Origin of the sequence: Streptomyces sp. NBC_00554 (assembly GCF_041431135.1) — a bacterium.
In the GTDB taxonomy this organism is placed as follows: Bacteria; Actinomycetota; Actinomycetes; order Streptomycetales; family Streptomycetaceae; genus Streptomyces.
Genome location: NZ_CP107799.1, coordinates 1,906,567 through 1,929,061 on the forward strand (window position 1 = coordinate 1,906,567; position 22,495 = coordinate 1,929,061).

Sequence of the window (22,495 nt, forward strand, 5' to 3'; positions counted from 1 at the left end):
TGATGCTGAAGCCGGCTCTCAGCGCGCGGAGTCGGCGGCGAAGGTCGCCACCCAGGCGAGCGCGGAGTTCCAGTTGATCGCGATCTCGTTGGTCGAGTACGAGTAGATGTCGTCGATGTAGCAGGTGGCCGGGGCGCAGCCGACCAGGTTCTGCTGCGCGACCGGGTCCTGCAGGGCGGAGTCGGGGCCGCCTGCGAGCGAACCGGGCGGTGGGCTGGGCAGCTTGGGGTCGATCTGGTGGGCCCAGATCCGGTTGTGCTGGTTGTGGCTGGCCTGGGTGCCGTATCCGGTGACGAAGGACTGGTTGAGGGCGTTGCGGCCGAGGAGGTAGTCCATCGACTCCAGCGCGGCGCTGCGGTAGACGCTCCGGTGGGTGATGTCGTAGGCGGTCGCGATGACCAGGGCGTTGTTCACGGTGACGCTGTTGGAGCCCCAGACGTAGGCGCCGTTGGCGGGCAGGCTGGGGTTCGGGTAGCCCTGCGACCGCTCGTCCCGTACGAACCCGTCCGCGACGGTGAGGACCCTCTTGCGCGCGGCGGCGACCATGCGGTCGGGGAAGCGGCTCGGCAGCCGGACGACGGTGAGGTCGGCGAGCGCGCCGGTGTCCCGCCAGGAGAATCCGGCCGGGGTGATCTCCGTGTCGATGCGGGACAGGTAGGCCCGGTCGTGCGTGGTGGCGTAGAACTCGGTGGCGGCCCAGGAGAACTCGTCGGTCACGTCGGTGTCGGCGTACGCTCCGCCGCCGACGCTGTCGCTGCTCGGGGCGTACACGTCGGGGTGGGCGAGCGCGGCCTTCCAGGCGGTCCTGGCCGCGGTCAGGCACTTGTGGGCGAAGGGCGCGTCGTAGCGGGCCCACACCCGGGCGCACTGGGCGCCCGCGGCGGCCAGGTTGAGGGTGGCGGCCGTGGACGGCGCGTGCAGGTAGCGGGGTTGGGAGTCCTTGTCTGGCTGGGTGGGCAGGGCGGACCAGGCCAGGTCGTGGATCTTGTGGTGGGCCATGCCGGCCAGCGGTTGACCCGCGGGCACCTGCATGCTCAGCAGGAACTCCATCTCCCAGCGGGACTCGTCGAGTACGTCCGGGACGCCGTTGTCGTTCTCGGGGATGCTCAGCAGTCCGTCACTCAGCCCCGCCAAGTCGCCCTGGCCGCGGGAGCGTTCGTAGGAGTCCATCAACTGCCAGGCGGCGAGCGCTCCGTTGACGACGTACTTGCCCTGGTCACCGGCGTCGTACCAGCCGCCCCGGACGTCAAGCGAGTAGTCGCAGGTGCCGGGCAGGCAGGGCACGTCCGTGTCGCCCTTGTTGGGTGCCACGCCGAGGTGTCCGGCGGGCCGGGCATAGGCCTCGCCCGCGTACTGGGCCTCGATGGGGGTGCCGCTGCGGACGGCGTAGAAGTAGCCGAGTGCGTCCTTGCGCAGGGTCTTGTAGGGGTTGTCCGCGATGGCGAACGGATAGCTCGTCGCCCCGTCGACCGCGAGCGTGTATCCCGTACCGGCCGTACGGACCGAGCTGAAGTCGGCGATGTGCACATGGTCACCGGACGCGGTGTCCGTGCCCTGGACGTGGGTGAGTCCGTTCTTCACGACTGCGCCCGAGGAGTCGAGCAGGCGCCAACTCACGGGCGTCGCCGAGGCGTCGACGATGGACGCCTTCTTGGGGCCGTGGACCGCGTAGCCGTACTGGTTCGCCCGCACCGGGGAGCCGAAATCACGACCGCCGCCGGGGGGTATCGCACCGCCGGTGAGGGAGACGTCGTCGAGGCACAGGGTGAACGGCTTGGTGGCGCCGCCCTGTTGGAACAGCAGCTGGGCGTGCAGTCCTGCGGTCGTGGACGTGCCGGTGAACTGGAAGGACTTGGGCGTGCCGGTGACGGCGGCGGCCTTGTTCAGGGTGGCCGGAGCGGTGGGCAGCTGAACCACGGCGCGGATCGACACGTCGCGGGTGGCGGAGGCGGTGAAGCTCAGCGTGTACGGCTGGCCGGCCTCCAGCGGGATGTCGTTCTGGCCGATCATGGAGTCCCATACGTTGACGGTCCCCGCGGGGACGTCGGCGCACAGGCGGCCCAGACTCACGGCGGACGGCGTGTTGGCACTGCTCCACCAAGGGCTCTTCACGCTGTCGAACGTGCCGTTGAGCACCCGTTCGTACGCCGCTTCCGCTCCTGCGGTGTGCGCGGGCGTCGCGGCCAGGGCGACGGTCAGGACGGGTGCGAGGAAGACTGCACCCCATCTGGCTCTGTGGGACATACCGGGCCCTTCTCGGTGGCAGGGTTCCCGGTCGGTGCGGCGTCAGTGCCAGATGTTCGGCTGGGGCACCGCGGCTGTCAAGTCTTCACGCACATAAGACTTTTCTGCGTCCGAACACTTCACAGACTGAACGCACCACTCCTAGGCTGCGACTGTAAGCGCTTCCAGTTTTACCTGGAAACCTCACGTAGATACCGGCCGGGCTGCGGCGTCAACCCAGCTCAGCAGTGACATACGAATCAAGGACGAGAGCATTCCGATTGTTAACGCTCTCGGAATGCCCACCGGTGGAGGTTCAACTCAGTGAGCACGTTCGATCCCGGCTTCCTGTGGGGCGCCGCCACCTCGAGCTACCAGATCGAGGGCGCGGTCACCGAGGACGGCCGGGGCCCCTCCATCTGGGACACCTTCGCCGCTACCCCGGGCGCCATCCAGGGCGGCGACACCGGAGCCGTCGCGGCCGACCACTACCACCGCTTCCCCGAAGACATCGCGCTGATGGCCGAACTCGGCCTGCGCGCCTACCGGTTCTCCCTCGCCTGGCCCCGGATCCAGCCCACCGGCTCCGGGCCGGCCAACCAGCGCGGCCTCGACTTCTACCGCCGCCTGACCGACACCCTCCTCGACCACGGCATCCAGCCCTGGCCCACCCTCTACCACTGGGACCTGCCCCAACCGCTGGAGGACCGCGGCGGCTGGCCCGTCCGGGACACCGCCGAGCGGTTCGCCGAGTACGCCGCCCTCGTCCACGAGGCCTTGGGTGACCGCATCACCCACTGGACCACCCTCAACGAGCCGTGGTGCTCGGCCTTCCTCGGCTACGCCACGGGCCGCCACGCCCCCGGCCGCCGCGAACCCGCCGCCGCCGTACGCGCCGTCCACCACCTGCTCCTCGGGCACGGCCTGGCGACGGAGGCGATACGAGGCGACGCCCAGGTCGGCATCACGCTCAACCTCACCCACGTCTCCCCGCTCAGCACCGCGCCCGCCGACCTGGACGCGGCCCGCCGCATCGACGGCATGCAGAACCGCCTCTTCCTCGACCCCCTGCTGCGCGCCGCCTACCCGGACGACGTACTCGACGACCTCCACGAGGTCACCGCCTTCGGGCACGTCCACGACGGCGACCTGAAGACGATCGGCGCTCCGCTCGACCACCTCGGCATCAACTACTACGCACCGATGCTGGTCGCGGGCAGCTCGACGCCGACCCAATCCGCCTATGTGGGCTCGCCGTTGGTCCGTGTCGCCGACGGCGGCCGGCCGAGGACCGCGATGGGCTGGGAGATCGACGCGAGGGGACTCCTGAAGCTCCTCCTGCGTCTCAAGGACGACTATCCGGCCGTACCGCTGTACATCACGGAGAACGGCGCCGCCTTCGACGACGTGGTGCTCCACGGCGAGGTGCACGACCCGGACCGGATCGCCTACCTGGACGGCCATCTCCGCTCCTGCGCACAGGCGATCGGCCGCGGCGTGCCGCTCAAGGGCTACTTCGTCTGGTCGTTCCTCGACAACTTCGAGTGGTCCTTCGGGTACCGGCCCCGCTTCGGCATCGTGCACGTCGACTACGCGACCCAGCGCCGCACACCAAAGGACAGTGCCCGCTGGTACGCCGAGGTCATCAGGCGCGGCGGCCTCTGACACGGTCCGCGCCTACAGTGCTGTACTGCCCACCCCATCCGTCCACCCCATCCGTACGAACAGGAGCAGCCCCACATGACGAGACGGCCACCGACGCTGGACGAGGTGGCGCTGCGCGCCGGGGTGTCCGTCGGAACCGTCTCGCGTGTGATCAACAACCGGCAGCACGTCAGCACGAAGGCGCGGCAGGCGGTGGAGAGTGCTGTGGCGGAGCTGGGCTATGTGCCCAACGTGGCGGCCCGTTCACTCGCCTCGCAGCGCCGCGGCGCGGTGGTACTGGCGATCTCCAGCGACGACCCCGCGCTGTTCGCCAACCTCTTCTTCGCCGAGGTGATCACCGGTGTGAACGCGGTCATCGAGGAGACGGACCTCGAACTGCTGCTGGTCCTGGCCGCCTCCGAGCGGGGCCGGGCCCGGCTGGCCCGCATCCTCAGGTCCCGGGGTGCGGACGGCGTCATGCTCCTTGCCCTGCGCGAGAACGATCCGCTGGCGAAGGTGGCCGAGGCAGGAGGCGTCCCCGTCGTGCACGGAGGCCGCCCCCTGGACCGGGCCCCGCGCTGGTACGTGGACGCCGACAACCGGGGCGGGGCCCGCCAGGCCGTGGAGTACCTGATCTCGACGGGCCGCCGCGCCATCGCCACCGTCACCGGCCCGCAGGACATGCACGCGGGTGTCTCCCGCTACCTGGGCTTCCGCGAGGCGGTCGCCCTGGCGGGCCTGAAGGACCACCGGGTGGCCCACGCCGACTTCAGCGAGGCGGGCGGCGCCGCGGCGATGGCCCGGCTGCTCGACGAACACCCGGACCTGGACGCGGTGTTCGTCGCCTCGGACGTCATGGCGGCCGGCGCCCTGCGCGTCCTGCGCGAGCGCGGCCGTGCCGTCCCCGAGGACGTCGCGGTCGTCGGTTTCAACGACATCCTCACGGCCCGGCACACCCAGCCGGCCCTGACGACGATCCACCAGCCCATCGTGGCCCTCGGCCGCGAGATGACCCGCATGCTGGTGCGCGTACTGGCCGGCGAGGAGCCGACGCCCCTCATCCTGCCGACGGAGCTGGTGATCAGGGGGTCCGCGTAGCGCGGCCTGCCCGACCTGTTGGAGCGTACGGCGAACGTCCACGATCCCCGCGAGCGCGGCGTCCCCCGTCGCATGGATGTCGCCGCGGAGGTCCATGCCCGGCGTTCGGCGGTGCGCCTTTCGCGGCCCGTCGCGCCGCGGTGACCGTGATCGACGTGTGAAGGCCCGATGCCCGCCGTCACCCGGCTCGCTTCAAGAGTTGTAGGAAATTTTGTCGCACATATTGCTGACAGTATTGCCGCGCGGTTACGTTTCCATACACGCGAACACGGCTCACAGCGCTCGTGGCACACGTCCCGCCGCAGCGTCAGCAGCCGGCACAGCCGCACACGCACGTACCCGCAGACCGTTCCGCCGCGCCGACCGGTGCGTATCCCACTCAGTGGACTTCCGCAGCCGCGCCTCCCCCACAGCCACCACCACCGGTCGCCGACGTGGCCTTCTCATCCGGAGGCGAGCGTGATCGGACCTGCCCTGAAACAGCGAGTGGCCGCATGGACGGCGGCCCGGTAACCCCCGCCCCTCATTCCCCATCCCCCTCACCCTCAACAGGAAGCAGGGATCGATGAGCCGCAGGAGAATCAACGCGAGAATCGGTGCGGCCCTGGCCTTCGCGGGCCTGCTGGGCCTCGGCCTCATGAACCCGCTGTCGACCGGCGCGTCGGCACAGAGCTCCGAACGCCCCACCTCCACCGTCGTGGAAACCACGAACGGCAAGGTCAAGGGCGGCAGCCGGACCAACTACGACCAGTGGCTCGGCATCCCGTACGCCGCGTCGCCCACCGCCGCCCAGCGGTGGACCGCCCCGAAGCCGGCGGCGAAGTGGAAGGGCGTACGGGACGCCACCGAGTTCAGCGACCGCTGCGCCCAGCCCTCCGGCTGGGATCCCGGCTACGAGAATCCGACCACCACCGAGAACTGTCTCGCCCTCAACGTCTATGTTCCGGAAGGCACGAAGGGCCGGCTCCCGGTCCTCGTCTGGATCCACGGCGGCGGCTACTTCGGCGGTGCCGGGCAGGACACCGACCCGCGCAAGTTCGTCGAGCAGACGGGCTCAGTCGTCGTCACCGTCAACTACCGGCTCGGCCCGCTCGGCTTCCTCAACCTTCCCGAGCTGCGCACGGAGAGCGCCAACGGAGCAGGAAACTACGGGCTGTTGGACCAGCAGGCGGCACTGCGCTGGGTGCAGTCCAACATCACGAACTTCGGCGGCAACCCGAAGAACGTCACCATCGCGGGGCAGTCCGCCGGCGCAAGTTCGGTCTGCGCCCAGCTCGCCTCGCCCACCGCCAAGGGCCTGTTCGCCCGCGCGGGCATCATGAGCGGCAGTTGCGGCATACAGTCCGCCGCGGCCGGTGAGACGCAGAGCCGGGCCTTCGTCAAAGAGATCGGCTGCTCCACCGCCTCCGACGCCCTCGCCTGCCTGCGCGCCAAGCCCGCCTCCGCGATCGTCGCCGCCCAGCAGAAGGCGGCCGTACGGCCCTCGCTCGGCGGCGCCGCCTTCCCGACCGACCCGGCGATCGCCGTAGGGACCGGGAAGTTCAACCGCGTCCCGGTCGTGCTCGGCCAGACCAACAGCGAACGCGGCCTGTCCACGTTCCAGAACTACGACTACCTCGGCAAGCCCATGACCGCCGCCCAGTACGAGTCGGAGGTCCGGGGCGCCTACGGGGCAGACGCCGACAAGGTGCTCGCTGAATACCCGCTCAGTGGCCGAAGTACAGCACCAGGACCGGCGCCCTGATGTCGCTCTCCGCCTGCGACACCGCACCGTCGAGCGGCGCCTCCCCGGCGGCCTGCTCCAAGGTCTCCACACGGTTCGACGAGGAGCACAACCTCGACTTCTGGAAGAGCCTCTCGCCCTGACGGTCCGCGCACGTCGGCTTGAGTGGTGCCCGCGGGCACCACTCAAGCCGGCTGTCTCACCCCGTACGCCCCACCACATGCCACGTCGAAGGCAGCTCGATCCGTGTCCCGTCCGCCGTGTACTCCGTGGTGATGAGCGGGAGTTCACCGCTCGCGAGCACCGTCAGACCGGCCGCGCCCAGGTACACCGGCACCGCCGCGTCCGCGACCTCACCGGGGACGATCCCGTGCGCAAGGACCGGCCGCAGCTTGGGCGGCGGTCCCTCGGGGCCCTGCGCGAGGCCCATCAGAATGGGCCGCGCGTTCTCCGACAGCTCGACCAGGAAGCCCCGGCCGCGCTCCCCGAGCAGGGTCGCGATGCCGTCGACGAGGGCCTGCCGGTCGTCGGCCTCGCACTGGTGGAGCACGCCCCGCATATAGACGTTGGTGTCACCGAGTTCCGCGTGCAGCGCCTCGACCTCGCTCTTCTCGGCGGAGTCGAGCAGCCGGTATTCGACCGTGCCCTCCGGGTCCGCGCGGCGGGCGTGGTCCAGTGCGGCGGACGAGATGTCGGCGCCGACGAGCCGGGTGAACCGTTCTGCGAGGAACCGTGTCTGTGTGCCGTTGCCACAGCCCAGGTCCACGAGAGGCAACTCGAAGTCCACCAGGCGCGGTTCGAAGACGGCGAGATGGACGCCGGCGGTCAGCACCGGTTCGGCGTCCCAGAAGACGGCCCCCTGCTGCTCGGGGGCCTCGCGCCAGAAGCCTTCCCAGGCCTCCTTGTACCGACTGGTCACGCTCATGCCCAACTCCCCAGGATGCGACGCCGACCCGACGGAAACGACGGGCCAGCTCGGTCTATCGCGCCATGGTTACGGCCACAAGCGCGCCGCGCATTCCTTCACGCTCATTCGACATGCGCACGCCGGTGCGCGCCCTCGGTCGCACCCTGCGCTGCCCGGCCGGAGGGGCCCTAACTGCGTCGCGGCAGCGTCAGTTCGAACCACACGGTCTTGCCCGCGCTCGTCCGGCTCGTCCCCCACTCGCGGGCCAGCCTGCTGACGACGCGCAGACCACGCCCGAACTCGTCCTCAGGGCCCGCGCTGAGCAGGGTCGGCAGCGTGTGGTCGTCGTCGTCCACCTCGCACAGCAGCGTCTCGCCGCGCACCAGGCGCAGCCCGATGTGCCGGCTGCGGGCATGCCGTACGGCGTTGGTGACCAGCTCGCCGGCCATCAGCGCGGCCGGGTCGGCGAGCGCGGCCAGGCCCCACTCGTGGAGCTGTTCGCGGACCACGGCGCGTGCCCGGCCCGCCTCGATCGGCTCGAGCGCGAGCCGCCATTCGGCGACGTCCTCGGGTTCGATGCCGTTGAGCCGGGCCATCAGCAGCGCCACGTCGTCCTTGCGGCCGCCGCGGGTGTTGAGCGCGCGGATGATGGTGTCGCAGGCGTCGTCCATGGACGCGGCCGGGTGGGCGGCGGACTCGCAGAGCGTGGCGAGGCCGACGCCGATGTCCTCACCGCGCACTTCGACCAGTCCGTCGGTGCACATCACGAGCCGGTCGCCGGGCGCCACGGGCACCCGAACCGCCTCGAAGGGCACCCCTCCGACCCCGATGGGCGCGCCCGTCGGCAGGTCGAGCAGGTCACTGCGGCCGTCCGCGGCGCGCACGATGACGGGTGGGATATGGCCGGCGTTGCCCATGTGCAGCTCGCCGGCGATGGGGTCGTAGACCGCGTACAGGCAGGTCGCGAGGTAGTTGTCGCCGAGTCGCTGGGCCAGGTCGTCGAGGTTGCGCAGGAGCTGGGCGGGCGGCAGGTCGAGCGCAGCCATCGTCTGGACGGCGGTGCGCAACTGCCCCATCATCGCCGCCGAGTTGAGGCCGTGGCCCATCACGTCGCCGACGACCAGGGCGGTCCGGGAGCCGGGCAGTTTCACCGAGTCGAACCAGTCTCCGCCGACCCGGCCCAGGAGCGTGCCGGGCAGATAGCGGGTCGCGATGTCGCAGCCGGCCATACGGGGCGCGATGTGCGGCAGCATGCTGTCCTGGAGGGTCTCGGCGACGCTCTCCTGGTACGTGTACATGCGCGCGTTGTCGAGCACGAGCCCGGCGCGGGCGGCCAGTTCGGCGCCCGTCACCCGGTCCATGTCGTTGAACTCGACCCGCTCGGGGTGACGCAGCAGGATCATGAAGCCGAGGACCACATTGCGGGCCTTCAGCGGGACGACCAGCATGGAGCGGTGGGTGATGAGCGGCCTGATGTCGCGCTTCTCGAACTGCGCGGCGATCATGTGCCCCATCTGCTCGCTGATGCGCGGCACGAGGACGGGTTCACCGGTGGTCATGCACTGGAAGAACGGCGTGTGCGCCGGGAAGGGCATGGCCTCGCCGACCGGCACGACGTCGTCCCAGCGGCCCGGCTCGTCGGTGTGCTCCAGCGCCACGCGGTGCCACATGGTGGTCGTGTCGGGCACCCCTTCGGGGAAACCCTCACCGGCGACGACCTGTTCACGCAGGTACGTGCCCGCCACATCGGTGAAGCGCGGCACCACGGCACGGCTGACCTCGAGGATGGTCTGCGACAGGTCGAGCGAGGTGCCTATGCGTCCGCTGACTTCGTTGAGGAATTCCAGGCGCTCGCGTACGGCGACGTATTCGAGGTCCTCGCCCTCGTCCTGGACTTCGCTGGGCAGGGGTTCACCGGTGGCCGCCGCCCGGGCCGCCCGCTCGCGGCGCGCCTTGCGCTCGGTGCGCCGGGGCACGCCCCAGTCGGGGGTGACGGGCACCCGGTCGTTCTGGCTGAACTCCAGGACGGGATAGCCCAGTTCGAGGATCTGCGCGACGATCCGGGCACCCTCGCCCACACTCATGCTGGGCAGGATCTCGGGAAGCCCGCGGGCCAGTTCCTCGGCGCCGGGGAAGTCGGTGTGCAGCGCGAAGCCGGGCGCCATGCGCTCGACGGCCGCCCCATCGAGGTCCTGGTCCTCGTGGCCCATCGCGCCGGCGTCGGCGGCCAGCACCAGCAGCCGTTCCTGCCCGGGGCCCACCAGGGGATAGGCCCACCACAGGACATCGACCCGGTCGCGTCCGGTCACGGTGAGCCGGGCGCGCCCCGCGGCCGGGTAGGAGAGCCGCCCGTCGAGGGAGGACTCCAGGTCGGGGCCGAGTCCGTCGTACGCCGCGTACGCCCCGTAGGGCGCCGTTTCGTCGTCTTCGGGGAGCGCCCCGGACACCGGGAGCAGATCGACGGCGGGCCGGCCCACCGCGTCCTCCTTGGAGGCGCCGAACAGGCGCCTGGCACCGGTGCTCCAGTGCGACACCAGCCCGCCGCGGTCCACGACCACCACGGCCAGGGGGATTCGTCCGGCGGCGGCGTGCTCCACCGCGCCGTTCCCAGCTCCGCGGCTGGGAGTTGCGCCCGCTTCGGTGCCACGGTCCATGGCCCAGGCCCTCTCTCCCACCGGCTCCGCAAGATCTGTGCCGCCACTACTACCGTACGGCGGTGGCCGGTTCCGATGTGTGGCAATTCCGGAATTGAACTCGCGGGTAGCCTCCGGCGCGTTGCGGGCGCGGCGTGGTCCGGCGATGCCTAGTCCTCGTGCCCGAGTTGCAGGTCGCGCTCCGTCCTGCCGCCCCCGGCGACCTGGAGCACGGTGGCCACCGGCGGATAGCCGGCCGCGATGACGGTGTACTCGCCGGAGGACAGATCCACGAACCGGAACGTTCCGTCGGCTCCGGTGGTGAGCGTGTCCACCACGTTGCCGGCGGCGTCGAGGAGGGTCACGCGCGCGTCCTCCACCGGGCGCCCGCCACCGGCCCGCACGGTGCCGCGCAGCACTGCGCCGCCGGCGAGTTCGACGTCCTGGCGGGTTTCGCGGGCGGCCTGGACGGAGACGGGGAGCGCGGCCGGGCGGAAGGCGGGCGCGCTGGCGGCGAGGGTGTACTCGCCCGCGACCAACTCCGTGATGACATAGCCCCCTTCGCGTCCGCTGCGGGTGGTGGCGACGACCTCCCCGTGGACGTTGGTGAGCGTGACGATGGCCTCGCGCACGGGGGTGCCGTCCGCCGTCAGCACGCTCCCGGCGAGGCGCCCCGCACCGCCGAGCACGACGTCGAGCTCCACGGGACGCTCGCCGACGGTCACCGAGACGGCCTGCGGCTGGTGGCCTCCCGCCGCGGCGATCAGGACGTACGACCCCGACCCCGGCGTGGACAGCGCGTACCGCCCGTCCTCGCCGCTGGCGCCCCGCCCGATCTGCTGTCCCGCGACGTCGATGAGGGTGAGCGCGGCTCGCGGCACGACGGTGCCGTCGGGGTGCTGCACCGTGCCGCAGACGGGGATCCCGGCGGCGTACGACGTGCGGGCGTGCGGGATCTGGGTGAGCGGTGCGGACTCGGCTTCGGTGGCTGGGGCGTTGTGGGACACCAGGGGTTTCTCCTTGAGGAAGAAGGCGATGAGCAGGCCGAGGACGAGTACCGGCACGAGGTAGAGGAAGATCCGCGGCATGGCCTCCGCGTACGCCCCGATGTAGTCGTCGCGCAGGGCGGCCGGCATCGCGTGCACGAGCTGCGGGGTGAGGGACTCGGAGTCCGGGACTCTGGTGCCCCCGTGCGCGGGGAGGCGGTCGGCGAGTTCGTCGGCGAGCCGGTTGGCGAACAGTGTGCCGAAGACGGCCGCTCCGACGCTGCCGCCGATCTGCCGGAAGTAGTTGTTGGCGCTGGTCGCGGTGCCGAGGTCGGCGGGGCGCGCGGAGTTCTGCACGGCGAGGATCAGCACCGGCATCACCATGCCGATTCCCGCGCCGAGGACCGCCATCCAGATGCTGTAGTGCAGCCGGGGCGTGTCCACTTCGAGCCGGGAGAGCAGCCACATGCCGAGGACCGAGAGGGCGCCGCCGAGGATCGGGTGGACCTTGTAGCGCCCGGTCCTGCTGATGAGCTGCCCGGAGATGACCGAGGCGCCGACGATGCCGCCCATCATGGGGAGCATCAGGAGCCCGGACTCGGTGGCCGAGGCGCCGTCCACCATCTGCAGGAACGTCGGCAGATAGCTGGCGGCGCCGAACAGGGCGACGCCGATGATCAGGCCCACCAGGGCGGTGATGTTGAAGACGCCGTCCCTGAACAGCCTCAGGGGGATGAGGGGTTCGGCGGCGAAGTGCTCGGCGACGAGGAAGAGGACCGTCGCGGCGAGCGCACCCGCGCCGAGCCCGAGGATGACCCGCGAGTCCCACGCGTACTCGGTGCCGCCCCAACTGGTCAGCAGGACAAGGCAGGTCGACGCGGCGGCGAGCAGCAGCGCCCCGAGCACGTCGAGGCGCGCTCGGGCGGTGGGCTTCGGCAGTTTCAGTACGGCGGTGACGACGGCCAGGGTGAGCAGGCCGAAGGGCACGTTGATGTAGAAGCACCACCTCCAGGAGAGGTGGTCCGTGAAATAGCCCCCGAGGAGCGGGCCGGCGACGGAGGCGAGGCCGAAGGCTGCGCCGATCAGGCCCATGAAGCGGCCGCGTTCACGCGGCGGGACGATGTCGGCGATGATCGCCTGCACGCCGATCATGAGGCCGCCCGCGCCGACGCCCTGGAGTGCGCGGAAAGCGATCAGCTGGTCCATCGTGCGCGACCAGCCGGCCAGCGCGGAGCCGATCACGAAGACGACGATCGCGAACTGGAAGACGCCCTTGCGGCCGAAGAGGTCGCCGAGCTTGCCGTAGATCGGGAGTCCGACGGTGGAGGTGAGTAGATAGGCGGTGATCGCCCAGGACATCTTGTCCAGGCCGTGCAGCTCTCCGACGATCTTCGGGAGCGCGGTGGCGACGATCATCTGCTCGAGCGCCGCGAGCAGCAGCGCGAGCATGAGCCCGAAGAAGACCAACCGGACCTGACGCGGCCCCAGTTGGGCGATCCCGGCGGCCTGTGGTTCGGGGTTCTGCGGGGGTGCGGCAGCCGGTTCGTCCTTCACCAGAGTGATCCCGCCCACGTACCGCTCCCCTCGTCGCACCTACCCGCACAATTCCCGCTTACGCGACAACTGCAGGCAAGCGCGACGAGTTACGGCACAACGGCACGCCAGAGAGAGATCCACTCGAAACGGTGAGGGTGACAACACGCCCTGGAGAGTTGCCTCTTGGACCGCACACCTCACGAAGTCGCCCTTGGGGCTACTTCTCCACCTCTGCGGCGAGCTTGGCGAGCACCAAGTCGTAGATCCTGCCGAGGCCCTTGGGCGCGAAGGTCTTCTCGAAGAAGCCGCCGATGCCGCCCGCGCCGTTCCAGACGGTGGTGACGACGGCGCGCGACTTGCCTTCACCGGCGGGGGTGACACGCCAGGTGGTGACCATCGAGGAGTTGCGGTCCTTCTCGACGAGTTCGCCGTCGGTGGGCTCGCTGACCTCCAGGAGGCAGTCGCGGATCCGCTTGCTGGTGGCCTGGAGCTTCCAGTGGACGAGGGTGCCCTCGCCGTCGCCGCCCTCGCGCACCTCGTACTCGCTGAAGTGCTCGGGCAGCAGCTTCGCGCGTGTGCCGGTGTAGTCGGCCAGGGCGTCGAACACCGCCTCCGCGTCCGCCGCGATGACCCGTTCAGTCGTGGCCTCGACCTGCGCCATTGCACTTCCTCCAGCACTTGGTTTCTCGGGGTGTGCGGCCACCCAACCACCCCCCGGCCGGGCCGCCCAAATCGGGGTCCTCACAGGGTGCCGCGCGGGACACGGAATAGGAGGTCGCACGATCAAGGGAACATGTGTTCTATTCTGTGGTCAGTGCTACCGAGGAGGCGTCATGCGCTGGGAGAACCTCACAGCGGACCCCGCAGGGAATCCCGCCCGGGACGCCGCGCTGTTCGGCGCGGACGCGGTGACCACCCGTACCTTCGACACCCCGGAGTTCCGGGGCATCACCTTCCACGAGATCCGGGCCAAGTCGATCGTGAACCGGGTGCCGGGGGCCTCCCGCATGCCGTTCGAGTGGACGGTGAACCCCTATCGGGGCTGCACGCACGCGTGTGTGTACTGCTTCGCCCGCAAGACGCACAGCTATCTGGACCTCGACACGGGCCTCGACTTCGACTCCCAGATCGTGGTGAAGGTCAACTCGCCGGACCTGCTGCGCCGCCAGCTCGGCTCACGCCGCTGGCACGGCGAGCACATCGCGATGGGCACCAACGTCGACTGCTACCAGCGGGCGGAGGGCCGCTACCAGCTGATGCCCGGCATCATCGCCGCCCTGCGCGACCACGCGAACCCCTTCTCGATCCTCACCAAGGGCACGCTGATCCTGCGCGACCTCGACCTCCTGAAGCAGGCCTCCGAGGTCACCGACGTGGGGATCTCCGTCTCCGTGGGCTTCACCGACAGCCAGTTGTGGCGCACCGTCGAGCCGGGCACGCCCGCGCCGGAGCGCCGCCTGGACGCCGTACGCACCCTGACCGACCACGGCATCGGCTGCGGGGTCCTGATGGCCCCCGTGATCCCCTTCCTGGGTGACGACCCGGCCCAACTGCGCGCCACCGTAAGGGCGATCGCGGCCTCCGGCGCCACCTCCGTGACCCCGCTCGTGCTGCATCTGCGACCTGGCGCGCGCGAGTGGTTCATGGCCTGGCTGGCGCACTACCACCCGCATCTCGTACGCCGTTACGAGCGGCTGTACGCGGAGGGCTCCTACGCCCCGAAGTGGTACCAGCGCCGGATCACCCGTCAGGTGCACGAGCTGGCCCAGGAGTACGGCATCGGTCCCGCGCGCGCGGGGATGCCCCGCAGGATCACGGCACCGGAGCCCGCCGCACCGGAACCGGCGCAGCAACCGACACAGCTCACGCTCCTGTGATCACGGGCCTCTCCAGGGCATCCGAGCGCATCCCGCGACCCAATCGGGTCAAGTCTCGCCAGAACGGGTTCTTACGGACCCCCTCTCCGGGACGATGCGGCGAAGGCCGTGGCGTGCACGGCTCACAATCCTCCGTCCCTGGGAGGCTTCATGACGAAACGCGCAGCTGCTCTGTGCGGTGCTGCCGCGGTGGTGGCCGGGATGATCGCATCGGTCCCCGCAGACGCGAGCGCCGGCGCCGCGACCGCACCGCGCACCGACCGGACCGCGAAGCTCACCTGGAAGAAGTGCGGCACCAGCGCCTATCCGACGCTCCAGTGCGCGTCCTTGCAGGTGCCGCTCGACCACTCGAACCCGTACAGCGAGCGGATCACGCTGGCCCTCTCGCGCGTCTCGCACACCGCGAAGAAGTACCAGGGTCCGCTGCTGGTGAACCCCGGCGGCCCCGGCGCGAGCGGACGCACTCTCGCCGGTTACGTCGCGTCCGCACTGCCCAAGGCGGTGGCGGCGCAGTACGACGTGATCGGCTTCGACCCGCGCGGTGTCGGCGCGAGCAAGCCCGCCCTGAACTGCAAGCCGGGGTACTTCAACCCGGGGCGCCCGGACACCGTGCCCAGCACCCCGGCGCTCGAGAAGGCCAACCTCACGCGCGCCGAGTCGTTCGCGAAGGCCTGCGGCACCAAGTACGCGAAGCTTCTGCCGTACATCGACACGGTGAGCTCGGTCCAGGACATGGACGCGATCCGGCACGCGCTCGGCGCCGGGCAGATCAACTACTTCGGGTACTCGTACGGCACCTACCTGGGCGCCGTCTACGCCAAGCTCCACCCTGACCGCGTACGGCGCCTGGTCCTGGACTCCATCGTCGACCCCACCGGTGTGTGGTACGCCGACAACCTCATGCAGGACTTCGCCTTCGACGACCGGCACCGGGCCTTCCTGTCCTGGGTCGCCAAGCACAACTCCGCGTACAAGCTCGGCACCGACCCCGCGAAGATCGAGGCCAAGTGGTACGCGATGCGCGCCGCCCTGGCCAAGAAGCCGGCAGGCAAGAAGGTGGGCGCCTCCCAGGTGGAGGACACGTTCACTCCCGGCGGCTACTACAACGGCTACTGGCCCTATCTCGCCGGGGCGTTCGCGGCCTACGTGAACGACAAGAACGCGGTCCCGCTGGTCAGGGCGTACGACAAATTCGCCGCAGTCGACGCCGCCGGCGACAACAGCTACAGCGTCTACACCTCGGTGCAGTGCCGTGACGCGCCCTGGCCGCGGGACTGGAACCGGTGGCGCGAGGACAACTCGGCGGTGTACGAGAAGGCGCCGTTCATGGCCTGGAGCAACGCCTGGTACAACGCGCCGTGCGCGTTCTGGCCGACGGACTCGCTCCAGCCGGTGGACGTCGCCAACGACGCCATCCCACCGGCGCTGCTCTTCCAGGCCACGAACGACGCGGCCACCCCGTACGAGGGCGGCGTCACCGTCCACGGCCTGCTGCGCGGCTCCAGCCTGGTGGTCGAGCAGGGCGGCGGGAACCACGGCATCTCGCTGAGCGGCAACGCCTGCCTGGACAAGCACCTGGCGGCGTACCTGACCGACGGCAAGGTGCCGCGCAGCGGCGGCGAGGTCGACGCGGTGTGCAAGACGCTCCCCGACCCGAAGCCGCTGAGCACGAAGGCCGCCTCCACCGCCTCGCGCGGCTCGACACTGCACGGCCTGCTCGGTTTCCGGGGCTGAACACCCCCTGAGCAGCGGCCCGTCGGGGGCGTTGTCGGACCCATGGTCCACCATGGACGCATGAGTGACCCGACTCCCTTTCCCACCCCCGACGGGCCGACCCGCCTCCACGTTCGAGGCGTGCGCGGTGATGAGCGAGTGAGTGCCCTCCGGGTCCGCGAGATGGCCCTCGACGACTGTCCCCGTGTTGCCGAGATCCGCATCCGCGGCTGGCAGACCGCGTACAAGGGGCTGATACCTCAGTCGTATCTCGACGCGCTCAGCGTGGAGGAGGACGCGGCGCGGCGCCGCGAGCGCTTCGGGCGGGGCGGCACCGAGATCGTGAACCTGGTCGCCGAGCGGGACGGCGAGGTGGTCGGCTGGGTCTGCCACGGCCCGTACCGGGACGGTGAAGTCCGCACCGAGGACGTCGAGTTGTACGCGATCTATGTGCATCCCGACCGGGCCGGGGACGGGGTGGGGCAGGCGCTGCTGAGTGAGTCGGTGGACCGGTGTGCCGCCGCCGGACACGGGCGGATGCTGCTGTGGGTGCTCAAGGGCAACACCCGGGCCCGCCGTTTCTACGAGCGGGCCGGGTTCACCCCCGACGGCGCCGAGGAGCCTTTCGACGTGGACGGTGTAGCGGTGCCCGAGGTGCGTTACGTCCGCGCCTTCCCCAGCGTGGAGAGTGACTGACTCAGCGGCCTACGTCTTCGGCAGCCGTGCCAGCGCCCGCACCGCCGCCTCCGCGAGCGTCGGATGCGCCAGCGCCTCCGTCAGGACCGGTCTCGCCCGTGCGTCCCCGAGCGCGCCGAGCCCCTCCACGCAGGCGAGGGCGACCCTGCGGTGTGGATCGTGCGGGCGCAGCCTGCGTTCCAGGGTGGTGATCAGCGCGGGCACGGCCTCGGGGGCGCGCAGCTCGGCCAGCAGGCGTACCGGATGCAGGGCGTAGGCGACGCGCAGTTCGTTGGTGGCGAGTGCGGCCGCGGCGCGGGAGGTGCGGGGATCACCGAGCCGGGCCAGGGCGCAGGCGGCGGACGCGCAGCGCTGCGGTTCGCGGTGGTTGAGGAACAGGACGAGTGCCTCGAAGGCCCGCCGGTCCCCGGCGGCCCCGAGCCGGAAAGCGACCAACTCCCGTGCCCACAGCGGCTGTCCGGGCTCGGTCAGCGCCGCCGCCAGCTCATCGGCGTCCTCGGTCGCCACGAGACGGTCGTACGCCGCCGAGGCCCCGGACTCGCCTCGTAAACGCTCCGTGAGTGATCGCAACTCTTCGTCCATGACGCCGAGCCTAGGGAAACCTCTGAGGTGCGGGGACGTACATCACAAACTCGGGGGCTGGCGCGCTCGTTACTGGCGGGTTAAGCTCAGACGAGCGAGTTACCCACTCGCGTTCTACTCACGGTGGCCTGGTGACGCAGCCGCCGGGAGAGCAGTCGGTTCGGTACTTCAGGTACCTCAGTACGACATGGCTCCGGGACAGAGCCGGTCGGCTTCACGTTCTCTGGGCGCTTCGCCCAGGAACGGCACCGGGCGTGTGCGCTTGTCAGCCCGGAATCACCCGCAAGAACCTCCGCACGGTGTGCGCCTGTCGGCGTACCCGCGTGCACTCCTCAGTCGTCACCCTCTCCCTGGAGTCCCGCGATGGCCACTCCCCTTTCCGACACCTCTCTGTCCCCGCTCAAGACCGTCGCCGTCATCGGCCTCGGCACGATGGGCACCGGCATCGCCGAGGTTCTGGCACGCGCCGGCCGCGAAGTCATCGGCATCGACATCAGCGAGGCCCAGGCCGCCCAGGCGGTCACGGCGCTCGAAGCCTCCACCGCCCGCGCCGTGCGCCGCGAGCGCCTGACCGAGCAGGAGCGCGAGGACGTCCTCTCCCGCTTCCGTACGTTCACCGATCTCGCGGCCGCGGCCGACGCGGACCTGGTCATCGAGGTGACCCCGGAGTCGTACGACATCAAGCAGCAGGTCTTCCGCGCGCTCGACGACATCGTGCGCCCGGAGACGATCCTCGCCACCGGCACGAACGCCCTGTCCGTGACGCGCCTGGCCGCCGACTCGGCCCGCCCCGAGCGCGTCCTTGGCCTGCACTTCTTCAACCCGGCGCCCGCGATGAAGCTCGTCGAGGTCGTCTCCTCGGTGCTGACCGCGCCGGGGGCCGTGGCCGCGGTCACCGACCTGGCCATCGAACTCGGCAAGGAGCCCGTCGCGGTCGGCGACCGCCCCGGCTTCGTCGCCGACGGGCTGCTGTTCGGCTACCTCAACCAGGCCGCCGCGATGTACGAGGCGAAGTACGCCTCCCGCGAGGACATCGACGCGGCGATGAAGCTCGGCTGCGGGCTGCCGATGGGACCGCTCGCACTGCTCGACCTGATCGGTGTCGACACCGCGCGCACGGTCCTGGAGGCCATGTACGCCGAGTCGCACGACCGGCTGCACGCCCCCGCGCCCATCCTCAAGCAGCTCAGCGAGGCGGGCCTGACCGGCAGGAAGTCGGGGCGCGGCTTCTACTCGTACGAGGCTTCCAACAGCGCGAGTGTCGTGCGGGACGCCCTGACTCCCCTCGAAGGCGCCGCCCCGGCGCCCGGCCGCACTGTCCGCTCCGTCGGTGTCGCGGGCTCCGGCACGATGGCGTCCGGCATCGCCGAGGTGTTCGCGAAGGCCGGGTACGAGGTCGTCCTCGCCGCCCGCAGCGAGGAGAAGGCGCAGGCCGCCAAGGCCCGTATCGGCAAGTCGCTTTCGCGGTCTGTCGACAAGGGGCGGATGACGGCCGAGGCCGCGGCGGGAACCCTGGACCGGATCACGCCGGCGGGCTCGTACGACGCCTTCGAGGACGTCGATCTCGCCCTGGAGGCGGTCGCCGAGGACCTGGAGATCAAGCAGCAGCTGTTCGCGACCTTCGACAAGGTCTGCAAGCCCGGCGCGATCCTCGCCACCACCACCTCCTCGCTGCCCGTCGTCGCCTGCGCCCGCGCCACCTCGCGCCCGCAGGACGTGATCGGCATGCACTTCTTCAACCCGGCCCCGGCGATGAAGCTCGTCGAGGTCGTGCGGACGGTGCTGACCGCCGACGATGTGCACGCCACCGTGCGCGAGGTCTGCGCGAAGATCCGCAAGCACCCGGTGGACTGCGGGGACCGGGCCGGCTTCATCGTGAACGCGCTGCTGTTCCCGTACTTGAACAACGCCATCAAGATGGTCCAGGAGCACTACGCGACGCTCGACGACATCGACGCCGCGATGAAGCTCGGCGGCGGTTACCCCATGGGCCCCTTCGAGCTCCTGGACGTCGTCGGCCTCGATGTCTCGCTGGCCATCGAGAAGGTGCTGCACCGCGAGTTCCGCGACCCGGGGCTCGCCCCGGCGCCGCTCCTGGAGCACCTGGTGGCCGCGGGCTGCCTCGGCCGCAAGACGGGCCGCGGCTTCCGCGAATATGCCCGCCGCTGAGCGAGAGGGCGACTGGTTCGCGGACAGCGCCCACTGGGGCGGCCTGCTCGACCCGGCCGGAAACCCCCCGCCCACGGAGGGCGGGGGGATCCCCGGACATGCGCACTCCCCTGCACATATGCAGTACGTTCGGGTCATGTCCCAGCCCGCCAAGTCCTCACGTACACCAGCCACGCCCGACGCGCCGGAGAGTGCCGCGGGCACTCGCGCGGCGGCCCAGCGGCTCAAGATGCGTCGCGAGCTGGCGGCCGCGGCCATGGAGCTGTTCGCGACCAAGGGGTACGAGGCGACCACCGTCGACGAGATCGCCGCCCAGGCCGGGGTGGCCCGTCGCACCTTCTTCCGCCACTTCCGTTCCAAGGAAGAGGCGATCTTCCCGGACCACGACGACACCCTGATCCGGGCCGAGGCGGTGCTGAACGCGGCTCCCGCACACGAGCACCCGCTCGACACGGTGTGCCGTGGCATCAAGGAAGTCATGAAGATGTACGCGGCCCAGCCCGAGATCTCCGTCTCGCGCTACAAGCTCACGCGCGAGGTGCCGACGCTGCGCGAGGCCGAGATCGCCTCCGTGGCGCGCTACGAGCGACTGTTCACCCGCTATCTGCTGGGCCACTTCGACGAGCACGCGCACGACGACGACGCCAACGACGACCCGCTGCTCGCGGAGGTCGCCGCTTCCGCCGTGGTGACGGCACACAATCACGTGCTGCGGCGCTGGCTGCGGGCCGGGGGCCAGGGGGACGTCGAGACCCAGCTGGACCACGCGTTCTCGATCGTCCGCAAGACCTTCGGGACCGGGATCGGCGCCGGGCGCGATGTCGCGCCGCAGGCGGCACCGGCTTCCTCCTTCACGGAGGGGGACGTTCTGGTGACCGTCGCCCGGGTCGATGCCCCGCTTGACCAGGTCATGCGGACCATCGAGCAGGCTCTCCGCGACCGGTCGTAACCACTCCCCCTCACCGAACCGCGGCTTCGCCGCTTGTCCTCGATCGCCGGACGGGCTTGACCTGGCTCGTCCGGCGTTTTCATGCCGCTTTGCGCCCCACCTGATCGATCATCGCTCAAGTGTTACGTAAAGATTTCACCTGAGCGCAACTTCTGGCACTCCGTGCCTTGTCACGTGACACGCCGTGCCATACCTTGAAGGAGTCCGGGCGGCCGGCGTGCAGAGACCTTTCGTACGTCGGCTGTCCCCGCAAGCCAATGGCGAGCGCGCCCGGACGCCTGCGTCACAGGCAACCTTCTGCGCCGACCCAGCGCTGCCACAGCATCACCTCCGCCGAACCGACGGCACACCCCTCACCCCAGCAGCACCGACGTAACCCTCAGCGTCTCCCCTCAAGACGCCAGTCGCCGGAGGCAACACCGTGAAGGAAATCCTGGACGCGATCCAGTCGGGGACAGCTACGTCCGCCGACTTCGCCGCTCTGCCGCTCCCCGAGTCGTACCGCGCGATCACCGTGCACAAGGACGAGACGGAGATGTTCGCCGGCCTCGCCACCCGCGACAAGGACCCCCGTAAGTCGATCCACCTGGACGACGTGCCGGTGCCCGAGCTCGGCCCGGGCGAGGCCCTGGTGGCCGTCATGGCCTCCTCGGTCAACTACAACTCGGTGTGGACTTCGATCTTCGAGCCGATGGCGACCTTCGGGTTCCTGGAGCGCTACGGCAGGCTCAGCGAGCTCACCAAGCGGCACGACCTGCCGTACCACATCATCGGTTCCGACCTGGCGGGCGTCGTGCTGCGCACAGGGCCCGGCGTGAACGCCTGGAAGCCGGGCGACGAGGTCGTCGCGCACTGCCTGTCCGTCGAGCTGGAGTCGTCCGACGGCCACAACGACACGATGCTCGACCCCGAGCAGCGCATCTGGGGCTTCGAGACCAACTTCGGCGGCCTGGCAGAGGTCGCACTCGTCAAGTCCAACCAGCTGATGCCGAAGCCGGACCACCTCAGCTGGGAGGAGGCCGCCGCTCCGGGCCTGGTGAACTCCACCGCGTACCGCCAGCTGGTCTCCCGCAACGGCGCCGGTATGAAGCAGGGCGACAACGTCCTGATCTGGGGCGCGAGCGGTGGGCTCGGCTCGTACGCCACGCAGTTCGCGCTGGCCGGCGGCGCCAACCCCATCTGTGTCGTCTCCAGCCCGCAGAAGGCGGACATCTGCCGGGCGATGGGCGCCGAGGCGATCATCGACCGCAACGCCGAGGACTACAAGTTCTGGAAGGACGAGCACAACCAGGACCCCAAGGAGTGGAAGCGCTTCGGGAAGCGGATCCGTGAGCTGACCGGTGGCGAGGACGTCGACATCGTCTTCGAGCACCCGGGCCGCGAGACCTTCGGCGCGAGCGTCTACGTCACCCGCAAGGGCGGCACGATCGTCACCTGCGCCTCGACCTCCGGGTACAACCACGAGTACGACAACCGCTACCTGTGGATGTCCCTGAAGAAGATCGTCGGCTCGCACTTCGCGAACTACCGCGAGGCCTGGGAGGCCAACCGGCTCGTCGCCAAGGGCAAGATCCATCCGACGCTCTCCCGGGTGTACTCCCTGGAGGAGACCGGGCAGGCCGCCTACGACGTGCACCGCAACCTGCATCAGGGCAAGGTCGGAGTCCTGGCGCTCGCGCCCCGCGAGGGCCTGGGCGTCCGCGACGAGGAGAAGCGCGCCCAGCACATCGACGCCATCAACCGCTTCCGGAACATCTGA

General features: G+C 70.2%; 16 protein-coding genes. 10 read left to right on the plus strand and 6 right to left on the minus strand.

Annotated elements, in window-relative coordinates; all coding sequences use genetic code 11:
• Positions 1-18: 18 nt before the first annotated feature.
• The gene (locus OG266_RS08440; RefSeq protein ID WP_371544184.1) at positions 19-2,244 is read right to left on the minus strand and encodes a glycoside hydrolase family 9 protein; all 2,226 of its coding nucleotides are present in this window, start codon (positions 2,242-2,244) and stop codon (positions 19-21) included.
• A gap of 303 nt (positions 2,245-2,547) precedes the next feature.
• Between OG266_RS08440 and OG266_RS08445 the strand changes: the two genes are divergently transcribed.
• From OG266_RS08445 to OG266_RS08460, 4 genes are all read left to right on the plus strand, one after another.
• Positions 2,548-3,888, plus strand: a complete 1,341-nt coding sequence (locus tag OG266_RS08445) for a GH1 family beta-glucosidase (RefSeq protein WP_371544187.1) — start codon at positions 2,548-2,550, stop codon at positions 3,886-3,888.
• A gap of 75 nt (positions 3,889-3,963) precedes the next feature.
• Positions 3,964-4,965, plus strand: coding sequence for a LacI family DNA-binding transcriptional regulator (locus tag OG266_RS08450; protein WP_371544190.1), 1,002 nt, complete (start codon positions 3,964-3,966; stop codon positions 4,963-4,965).
• A gap of 565 nt (positions 4,966-5,530) precedes the next feature.
• Positions 5,531-6,709: a carboxylesterase/lipase family protein gene (locus OG266_RS08455; RefSeq protein ID WP_371544192.1), complete on the plus strand. Its 1,179-nt coding sequence runs from the start codon at positions 5,531-5,533 to the stop codon at positions 6,707-6,709.
• Positions 6,709-6,831: a hypothetical protein gene (locus OG266_RS08460; protein WP_371544194.1), complete on the plus strand. Its 123-nt coding sequence runs from the start codon at positions 6,709-6,711 to the stop codon at positions 6,829-6,831. The genes OG266_RS08455 and OG266_RS08460 overlap by 1 nt, the downstream gene beginning before the upstream one ends.
• 56 nt (positions 6,832-6,887) lie before the next feature.
• Here OG266_RS08460 and OG266_RS08465 read toward each other — a convergent pair whose 3' ends face one another.
• From OG266_RS08465 to OG266_RS08480, 4 genes are all read right to left on the minus strand, one after another.
• Entirely contained in the window at positions 6,888-7,613 is a 726-nt protein-coding gene (locus tag OG266_RS08465) for a class I SAM-dependent methyltransferase (RefSeq protein ID WP_371544197.1), read from the minus strand.
• 170 nt (positions 7,614-7,783) lie between these two features.
• The gene (locus tag OG266_RS08470) at positions 7,784-10,249 is read right to left on the minus strand and encodes a SpoIIE family protein phosphatase (protein ID WP_371544200.1); all 2,466 of its coding nucleotides are present in this window, start codon (positions 10,247-10,249) and stop codon (positions 7,784-7,786) included.
• A 149-nt stretch (positions 10,250-10,398) separates the two neighbouring features.
• Complete coding sequence (locus OG266_RS08475; RefSeq protein WP_371544202.1) at positions 10,399-12,786, minus strand: MFS transporter; 2,388 nt, start codon at positions 12,784-12,786, stop codon at positions 10,399-10,401.
• 181 nt (positions 12,787-12,967) lie between these two features.
• Complete coding sequence (locus OG266_RS08480; protein ID WP_266473528.1) at positions 12,968-13,411, minus strand: SRPBCC family protein; 444 nt, start codon at positions 13,409-13,411, stop codon at positions 12,968-12,970.
• A 172-nt stretch (positions 13,412-13,583) separates the two neighbouring features.
• On the opposite strand from OG266_RS08480, the gene OG266_RS08485 reads away from it, so the two are divergent.
• The 3 genes from OG266_RS08485 (at position 13,584) to OG266_RS08495 (ending at position 17,036) form a co-directional block, all read left to right on the plus strand.
• Entirely contained in the window at positions 13,584-14,627 is a 1,044-nt protein-coding gene (locus OG266_RS08485; protein WP_371544205.1) for an Rv2578c family radical SAM protein, read from the plus strand.
• Between the two features lie 150 nt (positions 14,628-14,777).
• Complete coding sequence (locus OG266_RS08490; protein ID WP_371544207.1) at positions 14,778-16,361, plus strand: alpha/beta hydrolase; 1,584 nt, start codon at positions 14,778-14,780, stop codon at positions 16,359-16,361.
• A gap of 162 nt (positions 16,362-16,523) precedes the next feature.
• Positions 16,524-17,036 carry an N-acetyltransferase family protein gene (locus tag OG266_RS08495; protein ID WP_371552696.1) on the plus strand — a complete coding sequence of 171 codons (513 nt, stop codon included), beginning with the start codon at positions 16,524-16,526 and terminating at the stop codon, positions 17,034-17,036.
• Between the two features lie 9 nt (positions 17,037-17,045).
• On the opposite strand, the gene OG266_RS08500 is transcribed toward OG266_RS08495, so the two are convergent.
• On the minus strand, positions 17,046-17,618 hold the full coding sequence (locus OG266_RS08500; protein WP_371544210.1) for an adenylosuccinate lyase: 573 nt from the start codon (positions 17,616-17,618) through the stop codon (positions 17,046-17,048).
• Between the two features lie 363 nt (positions 17,619-17,981).
• Here OG266_RS08500 and OG266_RS08505 point away from each other — a divergent pair, with 363 nt between their 5' ends.
• The 3 genes from OG266_RS08505 (at position 17,982) to ccrA (ending at position 22,495) form a co-directional block, all read left to right on the plus strand.
• The gene (locus OG266_RS08505) at positions 17,982-19,787 is read left to right on the plus strand and encodes a 3-hydroxyacyl-CoA dehydrogenase family protein (RefSeq protein ID WP_371544211.1); all 1,806 of its coding nucleotides are present in this window, start codon (positions 17,982-17,984) and stop codon (positions 19,785-19,787) included.
• Between the two features lie 136 nt (positions 19,788-19,923).
• Positions 19,924-20,736: a TetR family transcriptional regulator gene (locus OG266_RS08510; protein WP_371544214.1), complete on the plus strand. Its 813-nt coding sequence runs from the start codon at positions 19,924-19,926 to the stop codon at positions 20,734-20,736.
• A 421-nt stretch (positions 20,737-21,157) separates the two neighbouring features.
• Complete coding sequence (gene ccrA, locus OG266_RS08515; protein ID WP_371544216.1) at positions 21,158-22,495, plus strand: crotonyl-CoA carboxylase/reductase; 1,338 nt, start codon at positions 21,158-21,160, stop codon at positions 22,493-22,495.

What these genes read in the sequence shown, in the direction of transcription:
- OG266_RS08495 (WP_371552696.1), top strand. Translation starts at nt 16,524, where the DNA reads ATGGCCCTCGACGACTGTCCCCGTGTTGCCGAGATCCGCATCCGCGGC.
- OG266_RS08470 (WP_371544200.1), bottom strand. Translation starts at nt 10,249, where the DNA reads ATGGACCGTGGCACCGAAGCGGGCGCAACTCCCAGCCGCGGAGCTGGG.
- OG266_RS08510 (WP_371544214.1), top strand. Translation starts at nt 19,924, where the DNA reads ATGTCCCAGCCCGCCAAGTCCTCACGTACACCAGCCACGCCCGACGCG.
- OG266_RS08480 (WP_266473528.1), bottom strand. Translation starts at nt 13,411, where the DNA reads ATGGCGCAGGTCGAGGCCACGACTGAACGGGTCATCGCGGCGGACGCG.
- OG266_RS08490 (WP_371544207.1), top strand. Translation starts at nt 14,778, where the DNA reads ATGACGAAACGCGCAGCTGCTCTGTGCGGTGCTGCCGCGGTGGTGGCC.
- OG266_RS08465 (WP_371544197.1), bottom strand. Translation starts at nt 7,613, where the DNA reads ATGAGCGTGACCAGTCGGTACAAGGAGGCCTGGGAAGGCTTCTGGCGC.
- OG266_RS08440 (WP_371544184.1), bottom strand. Translation starts at nt 2,244, where the DNA reads ATGTCCCACAGAGCCAGATGGGGTGCAGTCTTCCTCGCACCCGTCCTG.
- OG266_RS08505 (WP_371544211.1), top strand. Translation starts at nt 17,982, where the DNA reads ATGGCCACTCCCCTTTCCGACACCTCTCTGTCCCCGCTCAAGACCGTC.
- OG266_RS08460 (WP_371544194.1), top strand. Translation starts at nt 6,709, where the DNA reads ATGTCGCTCTCCGCCTGCGACACCGCACCGTCGAGCGGCGCCTCCCCG.
- OG266_RS08455 (WP_371544192.1), top strand. Translation starts at nt 5,531, where the DNA reads ATGAGCCGCAGGAGAATCAACGCGAGAATCGGTGCGGCCCTGGCCTTC.
- OG266_RS08450 (WP_371544190.1), top strand. Translation starts at nt 3,964, where the DNA reads ATGACGAGACGGCCACCGACGCTGGACGAGGTGGCGCTGCGCGCCGGG.
- OG266_RS08485 (WP_371544205.1), top strand. Translation starts at nt 13,584, where the DNA reads ATGCGCTGGGAGAACCTCACAGCGGACCCCGCAGGGAATCCCGCCCGG.
- OG266_RS08500 (WP_371544210.1), bottom strand. Translation starts at nt 17,618, where the DNA reads ATGGACGAAGAGTTGCGATCACTCACGGAGCGTTTACGAGGCGAGTCC.